Raw genomic sequence first — 14,165 nt, forward strand, 5'->3', positions numbered from 1 at the left:
CGGCCGTCATCGGTGTCAGCCTTCCTCCGTCGTTCGTCCCACGCCGGCCGCTCGACGTCGCCGCAGCGCAGCGGCCGCGAGCAATGCGGCTCCGCTGAGCGTGCAGAACGCCGCTTCCGGCCACTGGCCCACTGCGGTGGCCAGCGTACGGTCCTCTGACAACGCAAGTGACCGGATCAGCGTTCCGGCCGAGAAGAGACCCGCGTGGTCGTAGATGTGCCCGTTCGGGCCGATTGTGGCGGAGATCCCGCTGGTCGACGCGACGACCGCCCACTTCCCGTGCTCGACCGCACGCAGCCGCGCCATCGCGACCTGCTGCGGGCTCTCGCCGCTCAGGCCGAACGTGGCGTTGTTGGTCTGGACCGCGAGGATCTGCGCACCGGCGTTCACGGTGTCGGCCACCAGGTGGTCGTAGGCGACCTCGAAGCAGATCACGTCGCCCACCTGGACCGTGCCCGCGGTCGTCGTCGGCATGCCGACGGTGCCGATCTCGGTGCCGGCCTTGAAGTCGCGACGGACCAGGTCGACCTTCGTCGTGATCTTCCGGGCGAGCGACCGCATCGGGATGTACTCCCCGAACGGCACCGGGTGACGCTTCTCGTAGCGGTCGGTCGGGCCCTCACCGGGCACCCAGACCAGCCCGGCGTTGGTCAGGTACTCCCCCGGCCCGCGCAGCACCGCGCCGACGAGGATCGGCGCCTTGATCGCGGAGGCCGCCTCGTCGATCTCCGCACGGGCGTCCTCGTTGACCAGCGGGTCGATGTCCGAGGCGTTCTCCGGCCAGATGACCAGGTCGGGCTGGGCGGCCCGCCCGGCCGCGACGTCCTTCGCGAGCGTCAACGTGCGCGTGACGTGGTTGTCGAGCACCGCGCGACGCTGAGCGTTGAAGTCGAGCCCGAGGCGCGGAACGTTGCCCTGGATCACGGCGACGGTGATCTTCTGCCCGTCGGCGGTCGGCGTCGGCACGAACCAGGCCGCGAGCAGGACGACGCCGACCGCCCCGAGCCACGCCGCCGCCCGGATCCCGGCCCGCCGCCCAGAAGCCGACATCCCGGCGGTGGGGGTGTTCGGCGGGGCCGCGAGCAGGTGACGTGCGAGCCGGTGATCGGTCAGCGGCCAGCGGCGCCACAGAGCGGCGACGAGCAATCCCCCCAGCGCGGCGGTAGCGAACGTGACGAGGGGCGCACCGGCGATCGAGGCCAGGTGCAGCAGCGGGCCGTCGGTCTCGGCGAACGCGAGCCGCCCCCACGGGAAGCCCCCGAACGGCCAGCGCCCACGCACCGCCTCCTGGGTGACCCACCCGGCCCCGACGACCACCGGCCAACTCCAGCGGTACCGATCCACGAGCCGCGAACTCCCGGCGAGCACCGCCCCGAGCCCGGCGACGTACGCCGCCTCCACGGCCCCCAGCAGATAGACGAACGCGTCGCCGACGTAGATCCCGACCCAGTCGAGCAGGACGACGAAGAACACGAGACCGTGCAGCAGCCCGAGCCACGCCCCACGCCGCGCCCGCTGACGGTGCACCGCGACAGCCAGCATCGCGACCGCGACCGGCGCGAGCCACCACAGGTCGTGCGGCGGGAACGCCGGAACGAGCAACGCCCCGGACGCGACAGCCAGGAGCGCAGCGACCCAGCCCCGCAGCGGCGGCCGCTCCGGATCCACGGCCCCCTTGCTCCAGGGCCGCCACCGCCCACTGCGCCCGCCCGCCTCCACGACCGCGCCCGGCTCCTCATCAACCGGAGAGTCGGTGGCCGAAGCGGCCGGGACCGTGGCTGTGGCGGCCGGGGCATCAGCGGCTGGCGCTGCGGCGACCGGCGCTACGGCGGCCGGGATTGTGGCCGTGGCGGCCGGGGCATTAGCGGCTGGCGCTACGGCGGCCGGCGCTACGGCGGCTGGCGCTGCGGCGGCTGGCGCTGCGGCGGCCGGGACCGTGGCCGTGGCGTCAGCGGCCGGCGCTGCGGCGGCCGGCGCTACGGCGGCCGGGGCATCAGCGGCTGGCGCTTTGGCACCCGGCGCTGTGGAGGCTGGGGCTGATGGGGGCGAAGCCGCAGAGACCGAGGTTTCGTCGGCTGAAGTGTCGACGGCCGGAGCTACCTCCCCCGGAGCCTCACCGGCCGAAGCTCCACCGGCCGGATTGCCGCTGCCGGGGGCAGCCGTGGCCAGAGCCGCGTCAGCCAGCGCGCCAGTGGCCGGTGCTGCGCCGTTCGAAGCAGCGCCGTTCGAAGCAGCGCCGTTCGAAGCTGCGCCGTTCGAAGCAGCGCCGTTCGAAGCAGCATCCGCCGGGGCGTCGACGGCCGGGGTCTTATCGGCCGGGGCCGTAGCGGTCGGGGTGCCGGTTGGCGGGAGCGCGGTGGCTGGGACCGCCTCGGTGAGGGGCTCGGGGGTTTGCGAGGTCCCGACGGCGCTCGGGTCGGCTCCGGCGGGAGCAAGGGGATCGGGGGGCGGGGCGGGAACCACGGCGGCGGGCGAACCGCTCTCCGCGTCACTTCGTGGCAGCACCGAACCTCCCTCCCGACCCGGGAGGGGTCGTGTCCTGGCAACGATTGTGCCCACTCCCCCGGCAATCCGGGGCCGGGTGGGGCGACCAATGCGACCCACCCCACTGTGGTATCGCCGCCAGAACAGCCACAGGGGCGCGGCGTGCACGCCGCGCCCCTGCTTCGGAGTTCCCCGACCGGTACGGGAGGAGTTCGGGAGGACCTTCGGACCGACTGCGGAGCGGCTGGCTGCCTGCTACGCCAGACGTTGTCTACTGACCCTCCGTCACCACCATCACCGCGACCTGGCACCGGCCGCGACCGTCGTCGTCCCGCCACCCTTCGCCGGCTGGACCTGGCCCCTGCGGTGGCGCCACCGCGTTTGCCCAGCTAGCGAAGGCACGTTCCGTCGCCGTCCGATGCCCGAGGAAGTTACTTGGACACCGTAATTGCCGTCCGTCTCCTGTCAATACCGGCTTTCGCCGACAGTACGGACATCATGCCTGGTCAACCGCAGCGAAGGGAAATTTGCCCCGCTGAATCAGACAAAACAGACAATGGGCGTGTCATCGTCCTCCGTGGCCTCACTCGCCGGTGAACACCGGGGCACCGCGGACGACCGTGCGCAGACAGCGTGGGGGGATCGCTCCTTCGCTCAGCGCGGGCAGGCCCTGGATACCGGCGCGGGGGTCGGTGCTCCACCGGGCGACCCGGTCGTCGGGCGCTTGGATGACGAGCTCCTCCACGGCCCAGACCGCGAACGACGCCACCGCCCCGGGGACCAGCATGCCTCCGTCGTCGCGGCCGAGCGCGCGCCAGCCGCCCCGGGTGTGCGCGGCGAACGCCGCCCGGACGCTTATCGCGTGGCGCGGATGGTGCGGGAACGCGGCCGCGCGGACGGTGCCCCACGGGTCGAGCGGCGACACCGGAGCGTCCGAGCCGAAGGCCAGCGGGACCCCGACGCCGGCCAGGGCCGCGTACGGGTTCAGCGTTTCGGCCCGCTCCGCACCGAGCCGCTGGACGTACATGCCGCCGGGACCGCCCCACGCGGCCTCGAACGCCGGCTGCATGCTCGCCACGGCCCCGTAGTTGACCAGGGCCTTGATCAGCGCGGCGTCGAGCATCGAGGCGTGCTCGACGCGGTGCCGGCCGACACGCAGCTTGTCGAGACCGACGGTGCCCGCGGCCAGCGAGAATCCCTCGGCGACGGCGGCGAGCGCCCGGTCCCCGATGGCGTGAAAGCCGGCCTGGGTGCCGTGGCGCACCGAGTCCACCAGGTGCTCGGCGATCTGATCGGCGTCGGCGTAGAGGTGGCCGTTGGTGTTCGGGTCGTCGGCGAAGGGCGCGGAGAGCGCGGCCGTGCGGGAGCCGAGCGCCCCGTCGACGTAGAGGTCGCCCCCGGCGCCGACCGCGCCGAGTTCGCGGGCCTTCGCCGCCGCGCGCCACTCGCCCCAGTAGCCGAAGACGTCGGGGCCGGGCTCGTCGGCGGCCAGCGCCAGGAGGCCGGTGAAGTCGTCCTCGCCGCCGATGTCGGGCCCGCCGCACTCGTGCAGCGCGACGATTCCCCGCGAGGCGGCGTGCGCGCGGGTGGCGCGCTGGGCGTCGGCCCGCTGGGCGGGGGTGACCGACGCCAGCGCGATGCCGCGGACGGCGTGGTGGGCGTCGCGGGTGACCGGCTGATCGGCGTCGTAACCGGTCAGGCCGGTGAGGCCGGGCACGGTGGACCGCAGCGCGCTCGACGCGGCGGCCGAGTGCACGTCGACCCGAGCGAGGTAGACCGGGCGGTCGCCCGCCGCCCGGTCGAGCTCGGCCGTGGTGGGCGCGCGTCGCTCCGGCCACGCGCTCTCGTCCCAGCCGTGCCCCAGGACGACGCCGGGATGCTCCGCGACGTGGCGGGCGACCGCGTCCAGCGCCGCGGTGAGCGACGGGGCGCCGGTGAGGTCGAGGCCGAGCAGGCCGATGCCGGTCTGCGTCGTGTGCACGTGGGCGTCGACGAAGCCCGGCACGACGAGCGCACCCTCCAGGTCGACGACCTCGTCGGCCCCGAACGCGGCGGCGTCGGCCGCATCGTCGGAGCCGACGAACAACACGCGGTCACCCTCGACCAGCAGCGCGGTCGCGAAAGGATCCGCGGGACTGTAGACCTCGCCGTTGCGGTAGAGCGTCGCCATGGGGGTCATTGTGCTCCCCGCCACCGACAGTTCCCGCCCGGCGTCGGACCGCGTGGGCCGGGTCACGCCGCGGCGACCACCGAGGGCGCCGGGGCGGGCGACGGCGCGCGCCAGAGCGTCCACGAAAGCCCGAGAATCCCGGCCGAGCCGAGCAGGAAGCCGACCGAGACCACGAGGTCGGGGACCGCGCCGCGCAGCGCAGCGAGCACGAACCCGACCGCGTACAGCGCCACCGCCCAGCGGGGGAAGGACCGCCAGGACACGATCGCGAACAGCACCACACCCAGCGCGAACACCGCGGCGATCACCAGGAAGCCCGCCCGGGGCCGGCCCTCCAGGAGCGCCTCGACCTCGGTCGTCGAGAGGTCGCTGAACAGGAAGTGGCTCGCGAACTCGCCGACCAGCAGGCCCGCCACACCGGCCAGGTTGAGCGCGTAGGCGACCAGGCCGAGCGTGCCCGCGGTGTGCCGCTGCCAGAGGTAGAGGCCGGTGAGGGCGAAGAGCGCGAGCACCGCAGGCACCGGCGCGATGCTCTCGGTGACGGCGTTCTCCGGTACGAGGTCCTCCCGGCGGAGGTCGTTGAACAGCAGCAGGACGCCGGTGAGCAGGCCGGCGGCACCGGCAAGGCGGTAGCGGGCGGAGTCGGTCATCGGGAGGCTCCTTGTTCTCGAGGGGCCTCGACGGTAAAGACGCGGCGACGTCCGGCGGCAGTGTCACCGGACGCATCCCGGCGCCGTCCGGCACGGGCACCCGTGACTAACGACCTATGCCGTTCGACGGATTCTCCGCAGGTCCCGGGCCGTTTAACGTGAAGGCATGCGGCTGGCTCGGGTGGCATCCACGTTGTACGGCACCGTGCTGGCCGGCGGGCTGTACTTCGGGGTCGCCGGGTTGGCGCCGGTCGTCGCGTGGCGGGCCGCGGTGTTCGTCGCCGGGCTACTGGCGTTGGTCGCGCTCGAACGCGCCGGCCGGGCCACGCTGCTCGGCCGGGCGGCGTTGATCGTCGTCGTGGTCGCGGCCGACACGTCCGGGCTCGCGCGGGTCCTGTTCCTGCTGGTGCCGTTCGCCGTCTACCTGACCCGGGGCCGGCGGGCCGGTCACCTGGCCGCCGCGGGCTGCGGGGTGGCGCTCGTCGGGTGGTGGACGGTGGCCGACCCGGGCTGGCCGTCCGACCGGGAAGCGCTCGGTGACCTGGTGATGTTCACGGTCGGGCTGGTGCTGGCGGTGGCCATGGCCGCGGCCACGGTGGCGGCGGACGCCGACCGCGCCCGCGCCGAGCGGCTGGTGGACGAGCTGGCCGCGTCCCAGCAACGGGTGGCCGCGCTCGCCGCGGCCGACGAACGCAACCGGGTCGCGCGTGACCTGCACGACAGCCTGGGTCACCACCTCACCGCGGTGACGATCCAGCTGGAAAAGGCCACCGCTTACCGGGCCCGGGATCCCGACGTCGCCGACCAGGCGGTCGTCGACGCGCGCGCCTCGGCACGAGAGGCTTTGGCCGACGTCCGGCGCTCGGTCTCCGCCCTGCGCGCACCGCCGCCCGGGCCCGTGCGGACCGAGCGACAGGGCTTGGAGCCGCTGATCGACCCGGTCGGGGCCGGCGCGGCGGGATCGCTGGTGCTGCGTCTGGACGAGCTGGTGGCGCGGCTGGGGTCGACGGGGGTAGCGGTCACCTGCGGTGTTGTCGGCGACGAGCGATGTTCGGCCCCGGTCGAGGACGTGCTGTTCCGCGTCGCGCAGGAGGGCCTCACGAACGCGCTGCGGCACTCGGGTGCGGGTTCGGTCTCGGTGGCCGTCCATTTCGCTGCTGACGCCACGACGCTGACCGTTCGCGACGACGGCTCCGGTCTCCGCTCTCCGATTCCGGCGGCTGTCGCTCACTCGAGCGGCGCTGATCGGACGGCGGTCGGCGCTGATCGGGCGGCGGTCGGCGCCGATCGGGCGGTGGGCGACGCTGATCGGGCGGTGGGCGGCGCGGAGGCATCGCTCAGCACGCGGTTCACGCGCCCGGGGGCGGAGGCGAGCGCGGCGGCGGCGAGCGGGTCGGGGCACGGCTCGGGGTTCGGGCTCGTCGGGTTGCGTGAGCGCGTGAGCGCGGTCGGTGGGGTGCTGGAGCTTGTCGGCGAGCCCGGAGCGGGAACCACGCTCGTCGCGCGCATTCCGGCGCAGACCGCGTTGCGAGCGGAGCCGGGGTGACCGAGACGAGGAGTGCCATCGATTCGTTCGGCGCGACGAGCGCTTCCGGCGCGGCGGATGACGCCACGAGCGCGGCCGGTGCCGTGACCGTCGCTGGGGCCTCGAACGCCGTCGGTGCCGCGGGAACGGGCGGCGGGACCAGCGTGCTCGTGGTTGATGATCAACGGCTGGTTCGGGAGGGGGTGGCGTCACTGCTGGCGCTGGAGGACGGCATCACGGTCGTGGGCACGGCCGCGGATGGGCGGGAGGCCGTGGCGCTGGCCGTGCGGCTCCGGCCGGACGTGGTTCTCATGGACGTACGCATGCCGGCCTCCGACGGGGTCGAGGCCACCGCCGCGGTGCGGCGCCAGGCGCCCGGCTGTCGGGTCGTCATGCTCACGACCTTCGACGACGAGGAGTACGTGGTGCGGGCGCTGCGTGCCGGTGCCAACGGGTACCTGCTCAAGGATCTTCCGGCCGCGGAGCTGGCTCGCGCGGTGAGGATGGCGCACGCCGGCGTCGACCAGTTCGATCCGGCGGTCACCGCACGATTGCTGGCCGCCGCCGACCGGAGCGGCCCGCTGCCGTCCCCCGCGCCGGGTGGGCTCACCGCCCGGGAGGTGGACGTCCTGCGCTGCCTCGCCCGCGGTGCGACGAACCGCGAGATCGCGGCCGCTCTGGTCGTGAGCGAAGGGACCGTGAAGAACCACGTCTCCAACATCCTGAGCCGCCTCGGCCTCCGCGACCGCACCCAGGCCGCCCTCTACGCCCGCGACCGTGGGCTCGCCTGACCTCCTGTCCGCAGTCGGTCGGCTCCGCGCTGCGGTAAGGGGGTGGGCTGGGCGCAGGGAAGAGGGCGCGCCCGGTGCAGCGGTGGGTGCGAGCGACTCGGCCGGCGGCCAGCGGGGCCACGGGCGGCGGTGACCAGCGGGGCCACGGACGGCAGAGACCAACAAGGGCCACAGACGGCAGAGACCAACAAGGGCCACAGACAGCGGAGACCAGCGGCGGCGACCGACACGAGGGCAATCAGCGGCGACACCCAGTGGCGGCACCCACTGGGCGCAACCCGCGGCGCCGACCCGTGCTCGATGATCAGACAGGTGGGATCGTGGCGAGGGCCACGGCCCTCTGCGTGCACCGCGGCCCGAATTCTGCGAGTCGAGACAAGACCCCGCTGCGGTCAGGTAGCCCGGCCTTCTTCGCGCCGGCCCATACCAGGCGGCACGGCCACGAATACCCCTCTCAGCACGCTTCCCATATCCCGGCCTACAGCAAAGTCAGCGTCCGCGGGGTCACGTTCAGGCGGTCGGGGCCCTCTGCGGTGCACACGACGATGTCCTCGATCCTCGCCCCGTACCGCCCGGCCAGATAGAACCCGGGCTCGACGCTGAAGGCCATCCCCTCCTCCAGCACCGTTTCGTTCCCGCCGATGATCCACGGCTCCTCGTGTTCCTCCAGGCCGATCCCGTGGCCGGTGCGGTGGATGAACGCGTCGCCGTAGCCGGCGGCGGTCAGCACGTCGCGGCAGGCGGCGTCGACCTCGGCGGCCGTGACGCCCGGGCGGACCGCGGCGACGCCGGCCTCCTGGGCCTCCTGCAGGACCGCGTAGGCGGTCGCGAAACCCTCGGGCGGGGCGCCCAGGACGTACGTGCGGGTGGAGTCGGAGCAGTAGCCGTCGACGGTGATGCCGCCGATGTCGACGACGACCGGGTCGCCGTCCTCGATCACGCGGTCGGACACCGCGTGGTGGGGGCTGGCGCCGTTCGGCCCGGAGCCGACGATCACGAACGACACGGTGGCGTGGCCTTCGCTCAGGATCGCGTCGGCGATGTCGCGGCCCACCGCGGCCTCGGTGCGCCCGGCGAGGAGCCACTCGCCCATCCGCTCGTGCACGCGGTCGATGGCCTGGCCGGCGCGGCGCAGGGCCTCGATCTCGGCCGGTGACTTCCGCACCCGCAGGGGCCGCAGCACGCCGCCGGCCAGCAGCTGCTCGGCGCCGGGGAACGCGGCCCGGAAGGCGAGGACCTGTTCGGCCCACATCCGGTCGGCGAGGCCCAGCCGCCGCGGCCCCCCGAGCAGGTCCCGGATCACCGCGTACGCGTCGGCGCCCTCGGCGAACGCGCGGATCTCCAGGTCGATGCCGCCGGCCGGGGAGGCCTTCGCGGCCGCCTCCTCGAGTGCGGGTACGACGAGCACCGGGTCGCCGTCGGCCGGGAGCACGAGGCAGGTCAGCCGCTCCAGCGCGTGCGCGTCGTAGCCGGTCAGGTACCGCAGATCGGCGCCGGGCGTCAGCAGGAGCGCGTCCAGACCGGCCGCGGCCGTGGCCCGCTGGGCCACGCGGAGCCGGTCGGACGGATAGAGGGCGTCAGACATGCCGTTCACAGTACGACGGGGCCCCGACGAGAACGCGCCGTCAGGACGAAGCGGGCAACTTGTACCGCGCGCGTGCCCCTTCGGGCACCAGGTCGAGGTAGTCGGTGTGCCGCGCGATCCAGCCGGCGATGTACGGGCAGCGGGGTAAAACCTCGAGGCCGCGGGCGCGGGCGTCGTCGAGCACGAACCGGGCCAGCTGGGAGGCGATGCCACGGCCCTCGAACTCCGGTGGCACCCCGGTGTGGGTGAACATGATGGTGTCGCCGTCGAGCTGGTACTCGACGACGCCGGCCTGAGCGCCGTCCACGTCCGCTTCGTACCGGCTCGCGTCGGGGACGTTGGTGATCTTCACGTTGTCCATGAGTCCCATTGTCCCTGCGCGACCGGTGTGGCGAAGTCTGGCAGGCTGGACCCGTGACCACGACACCCGGCGCACTGATGCTCCTCGACGCGGCCAGTCTGTACTTCCGTGCGTTCTACGGCGTGCCGACGTCGATCACGGCGCCGGACGGTACCCCGATCAACGCCGTGCGCGGCTTCCTCGACATGACGTCGACGCTCGTCACCCGGTTCCGGCCGAACCGGCTGGTCGCCTGCCTGGACGAGGACTGGCGGCCGTCCTGGCGGGTCGCGCTGGTGCCCTCGTACAAGGCCCACCGGGTGGCCGGCGAGCCCGACGAGGAGGAGATCCCCGACGAGCTGAGCCCGCAGGTCCCGGTGCTGCTCGAGGTCCTCGCCGCGTTCGGCATCGCGACCGTGGGTGCGGCCGACTACGAGGCCGACGACGTGATCGGGACGCTGGCCACCCGCGGCCCCGGTCCGGTCGACGTCGTGACCGGTGACCGCGACCTCATTCAGCTGATCGACGACGCGAACGGCGTCCGGGTGCTCTACACCGGCCGGGGCGTGGCGAAGCTGGAGGAGATGGACGCGGCGGCGGTCCGGGCGAAGTACGGCGTCGAGCCCAGCCAGTACGCCGATTTCGCGACCCTGCGTGGCGACCCGAGCGACGGTCTGCCGGGCGTGGCCGGGATCGGCGAGAAGACCGCGGCCGGGCTGCTCGGACGGTTCGGCGATCTGACCGGGCTGCTCGCGGCGGTCGACGCGCGCAACACGGCGCTCCCGGCGTCGTCGTGGAAGCGGTTGGACGCGGCCCGGGAGTACCTGGCGGTCGCACCGGACGTCGTGCGGGTGGCGCGGGACATCGCGATCCCGCCGGTCACCGACGCGCTCCCGAGCACCCCGGTCGACCCGGAGCGGGTCGAGGCCCTGGCGGAGCGGTGGGGGCTCGAGAGCGCGGTCGGCCGTCTCACGAAGGCGCTGTCGGGAACGTGATGCGGAAGGTCGTCCCGCGGCCCGGCGCCGATCGGATGTCGATGTCTCCCTGGTGAGCGCGGGCGATCGCGCTGACCGTGCCCAGCCCCAGGTGGGCGTCGTCGGAGGGGGCGGCGCCCGCGGTGAGCACCAGCGGGCGCAGCAGGCCCGGCTGACGCTCGGGCGGGATGCCGACGCCGGTGTCCTGCACCTCGATCGCCGGGCGTGGCTCGGCCAGCGCCCGCAGGCTCAGCTGCCCGCCGCGGTCGGTGAAGCGCAGCGCGTTGCCCGCGAGGTGCCCGATCGCACGTTCCAGCAGCACCGGATCGCCGACCGTCCACACCGGATCTGTGGCCTCCACGGTCATCGAGATCCCGCTGCCGTCGGCGGCCGGCGCCATCGCCGAGCCGACCCGGTCGACGACCGCCGCCAGGTCGACCGGGACGTGGTCACGCGCCGCCTCGGCGTGCCGGGCCCGCGCGAGCAGCAGCAGCGTGTCGATCACGCGCAGCATCCGGTCGGAGTTCGCCTGCACCGCGCCGACGAGCCGCCGGGCGGTCGCCGGGTCGAGCCCGCCGCCGCTGTCGTCGGCGAGCAGCTCGAGCAGGGTGCGGATCGCGGTCAGCGGCGTCCGCAGGTGGTGGCCGACCAGGTCGACGAAGTCGTCGATGAAGTCGTGGTGGTCCCCCGGAGCGTCGAACGCGGCCGAGAACGCCGCGTGGTCCGCGGCGACGTCGACACCGTCGGCCGACTCCCGGGCACCGGGTACCCCACCCAGTTCGTCGGCAAGGAAAGCGCGGTCATGTCCGTTCTGCCCACTGCCGTCGTGCCGCACCGAACCCCCAGTCAGTAGGAACACCGATCGCCCGGAACGCCGGAATCAAAACACAAGAAACGGCATTAACCGGGCGATCGGCGCGCTACAGGGCGGTGTAGGCGACGACTCCTCGTCGGGTGGCGTCGATGGCCTGGCGGGCGGTGGAGCGCAGCGTGCTGCCCGCCGGGGCCGCGCCCGCGATCTGGTCGAGCAGGTCGAGCACCTGCCGGCACCAGCGCACGAAGTCACCGGCCGGCATCTCGCCCTCGACCCCGGAGGCGGCCGTGAGGACCCGCTCCAGCGGCTCCCCCCGGGCCCACCGGTAGGCCGGCCAGACGAAGCCGTAGTCGGGCTCGCGGGTGAGCGACAGGCCGCGCTCCCCCTCGTCGCGGGCCAGCTCCGACGCCAGCCGGCCGACGACGGCGAGCGAATCGCGCAGCGGGCCGCTCGGCACCGGGGTGGGGCTCTCGTCGGCCCGCCGGGCCTCGTACACCAGCGCGGACACCGCACCGGCCAGCTCCGGCGCGGACAGACCCTCCCAGACCTCGGCGCGCAGGCACTCGGCGACCAGCAGGTCGGACTCCGACCAGATCCGGGCGAGCCCGCGCCCGGCGTCGGTCACCCGCTCGCCGTCCAGATAGCCCCGGCTCTCCAGCAGGCCGCAGACCTGATCGAACGTACGCGCGAGCGAGTTCGTGCGGTTGTGCACGCGCTGCTCGAGCTGGTGGGTCTCGGTGGAGAGCCGGTCGAAGCGCTCGGCCCAGCGGGCGTGCTCCTCCCGGTCGTTGCACCCGTGGCAGGGGTGGCGGCGCAGCGCGGCGCGCAGTTCCCCGAGCAGCTCGTCGTCCGCGGCGGCGGCGCGCCCCTTCTTCTTGCGCACGCCGGCCAGGTCGGCACCCGCCGTACGCAGCGCCGAGGCCAGGTCGCGACGGGCCTGGGGCGCGCGGTGGTTGAAGTGCTTGGGCACTCGCATCCGGGTGAGGACGTCGATCTCGGCGGTGAAGTCGGCGAGTGAGAGCCGCCCGGCCCAGCGGTCCGCGGTGAGCACCAACGGACGGGACTCACCGAGCGGCTGCGTCCCGGGGTCGAGCACGACGGCGAGGCCCGCCCGGCGCCCCGTGGGCACCAGGATGACGTCGCCGATGCGTAGTCTCTCCAGCGAATCGGCTGCCGCCGCCCGGCGCTGCGACGCGCCCTGCTTGGCCAGCGCGTTCTCGCGGTCCTTGATCTGCCTGCGCAGCGCCGCGTACTCGGCGAAGTCACCGAGGTGGCAGGTCATCGACTCCTGATAGGCGTCGAGCGCGTCGTGCTGACGCTGGGCCTGCTTGGCCAGGCCGACGACGGCCCGGTCGGCCTGGAACTGGGCGAACGAGGTCTCCAGCAGCTCGCGGGCACGTTCGCGCCCGACCGACCCGACGAGGTTCACGGCCATGTTGTAGGACGGCCGGAAACTGCTGCGCAGCGGATACGTCCGGGTCGACGCCAGGCCGGCGACGTGGCGGGGGTCGATCTCCGGCGACCAGACGACGACCGCGTGGCCCTCGACGTCGATACCGCGACGACCGGCCCGGCCGGTGAGCTGCGTGTACTCCCCCGCGGTGAGGTCGACGTGGCTCTCGCCGTTGAACTTCACCAGCCGTTCGAGGACGACGGACCGGGCCGGCATGTTGATGCCGAGCGCGAGCGTCTCGGTGGCGAACACCGCCTTGACCAGGCCGCGGACGAACAGCTCCTCGACGACCTCCTTGTAGACCGGAAGCAGCCCGGCGTGGTGCGCGGCCAGACCGCGCTGCAGCCCGTCGAGCCACTCCCAGTAGCCGAGCACCTGCAGGTCCTCGGCGGCGAGGTCGCGGGTGCGCTCCTCGGCGATGGCGCGGATCTCGGCCCGCTCGTCCGGAGTGGTGAGACGCAGCCCGGCGGCCATGCACTGCTGCACGGCGGCGTCGCAGCCCGCCCGGCTGAACACGAACGTGATCGCCGGGAGCAGGCCTTCGCGGTCGAGGCGCTCGATGACGTCGGACCGGAACGGGACGAGGTTCTTCGCCCGGATCGGACGGCCCGAGCGGGTGTACTGGACCTTGCGCAGCTGCTCGCGGACGTACCGGCTGAGGTCCGGGTCGACATCTTTGTTCGTGAGGTTCTCGGTCTTCTTCTCGGTGAAGAGATCGAACATCCGCCGGCCGACGAGGACGTGCTGCCAGAGCGGCACCGGGCGGTGCTCGGAGACCACCACCGCCGTGTCGCCGCGGACGGTGACCAGCCACTCCGCGAACTCCTCGGCGTTGCTGACCGTCGCCGAGAGCGAGACCAGCGAGACCGACTCGGGCAGGTGGATGATCACCTCCTCCCAGACCGCGCCGCGGAAACGGTCGGCCAGGTAGTGGACCTCGTCCATCACCACGTAGGCCAGGTTCTCCAGCGTCGCGGAGTTCGCGTACAGCATGTTGCGCAGCACCTCGGTGGTCATGACCACCACGGGCGCGTCGCCGTTGATCGCGTTGTCGCCGGTCAGCAGGCCGACCTTGTCCGCGCCGTACCGGGCGACGAGGTCGTTGAACTTCTGGTTCGACAGCGCCTTGATCGGCGTCGTGTAGAAGCATTTGGTGCCTTGGCGGAGCGCCAGGTGGACGGCGAACTCGCCGACGACGGTCTTGCCGGCACCGGTCGGGGCGCACACCAGCACCCCGCGCCCGTCTTCGAGCGCCTCGCAGGCCTCCCGCTGGAAGTCATCAAGATCGAACGACAGCTGCGCGGTGAAGTCGGTGTAGGCCGGGTGGCCGGCGCGCCGACGTGCCGCCGCGTACTGCTCGGCGGGGGTGCTCATGCGGC

General features: G+C 73.4%; 10 protein-coding genes. 3 read left to right on the plus strand and 7 right to left on the minus strand.

Features of this window, described 5'->3' with window-relative positions:
• Positions 1-15 precede the first annotated feature (15 nt).
• From lnt to CRYAR_RS27655, 3 genes are all read right to left on the minus strand, one after another.
• The gene (gene lnt, locus CRYAR_RS27640; protein ID WP_035866903.1) at positions 16-1,668 is read right to left on the minus strand and encodes an apolipoprotein N-acyltransferase; all 1,653 of its coding nucleotides are present in this window, start codon (positions 1,666-1,668) and stop codon (positions 16-18) included.
• Between the two features lie 1,399 nt (positions 1,669-3,067).
• Positions 3,068-4,654 carry an amidohydrolase gene (locus CRYAR_RS27650; RefSeq protein ID WP_211247668.1) on the minus strand — a complete coding sequence of 529 codons (1,587 nt, stop codon included), beginning with the start codon at positions 4,652-4,654 and terminating at the stop codon, positions 3,068-3,070.
• A 62-nt stretch (positions 4,655-4,716) separates the two neighbouring features.
• Positions 4,717-5,304, minus strand: coding sequence for a hypothetical protein (locus CRYAR_RS27655; RefSeq protein WP_035856305.1), 588 nt, complete (start codon positions 5,302-5,304; stop codon positions 4,717-4,719).
• A 166-nt stretch (positions 5,305-5,470) separates the two neighbouring features.
• Between CRYAR_RS27655 and CRYAR_RS43735 the strand changes: the two genes are divergently transcribed.
• Together CRYAR_RS43735 and CRYAR_RS27665 are read left to right on the plus strand one after the other, a co-directional pair.
• Positions 5,471-6,850 (plus strand): sensor histidine kinase, encoded by a 1,380-nt coding sequence (locus tag CRYAR_RS43735; protein ID WP_051571025.1) that lies wholly within the window; start codon positions 5,471-5,473, stop codon positions 6,848-6,850.
• A 143-nt stretch (positions 6,851-6,993) separates the two neighbouring features.
• Positions 6,994-7,620, plus strand: coding sequence for a response regulator (locus CRYAR_RS27665; RefSeq protein WP_035866939.1), 627 nt, complete (start codon positions 6,994-6,996; stop codon positions 7,618-7,620).
• A gap of 478 nt (positions 7,621-8,098) precedes the next feature.
• Here the strand turns inward: CRYAR_RS27665 and CRYAR_RS27670 are convergent, their stop codons facing one another.
• Positions 8,099-9,205, minus strand: coding sequence for a M24 family metallopeptidase (locus CRYAR_RS27670; protein WP_035866946.1), 1,107 nt, complete (start codon positions 9,203-9,205; stop codon positions 8,099-8,101).
• Positions 9,206-9,245: 40 nt separating this feature from the next.
• Complete coding sequence (locus CRYAR_RS27675; RefSeq protein ID WP_035856307.1) at positions 9,246-9,566, minus strand: GNAT family N-acetyltransferase; 321 nt, start codon at positions 9,564-9,566, stop codon at positions 9,246-9,248.
• A 77-nt stretch (positions 9,567-9,643) separates the two neighbouring features.
• Here CRYAR_RS27675 and CRYAR_RS27680 point away from each other — a divergent pair, with 77 nt between their 5' ends.
• Positions 9,644-10,540: a 5'-3' exonuclease H3TH domain-containing protein gene (locus CRYAR_RS27680; protein WP_035866959.1), complete on the plus strand. Its 897-nt coding sequence runs from the start codon at positions 9,644-9,646 to the stop codon at positions 10,538-10,540.
• On the opposite strand, the gene CRYAR_RS27685 is transcribed toward CRYAR_RS27680, so the two are convergent.
• Together CRYAR_RS27685 and CRYAR_RS27690 are read right to left on the minus strand one after the other, a co-directional pair.
• Entirely contained in the window at positions 10,515-11,378 is an 864-nt protein-coding gene (locus CRYAR_RS27685) for a sensor histidine kinase (protein ID WP_157018117.1), read from the minus strand. The genes CRYAR_RS27680 and CRYAR_RS27685 overlap by 26 nt on opposite strands.
• A gap of 61 nt (positions 11,379-11,439) precedes the next feature.
• The gene (locus CRYAR_RS27690; RefSeq protein ID WP_035856311.1) at positions 11,440-14,160 is read right to left on the minus strand and encodes a DEAD/DEAH box helicase; all 2,721 of its coding nucleotides are present in this window, start codon (positions 14,158-14,160) and stop codon (positions 11,440-11,442) included.
• Between the last annotated feature and the right edge of the window lie 5 nt (positions 14,161-14,165).

The organism is Cryptosporangium arvum DSM 44712 (genome assembly GCF_000585375.1).
Taxonomy (GTDB): domain Bacteria; phylum Actinomycetota; class Actinomycetes; order Mycobacteriales; family Cryptosporangiaceae; genus Cryptosporangium; species Cryptosporangium arvum.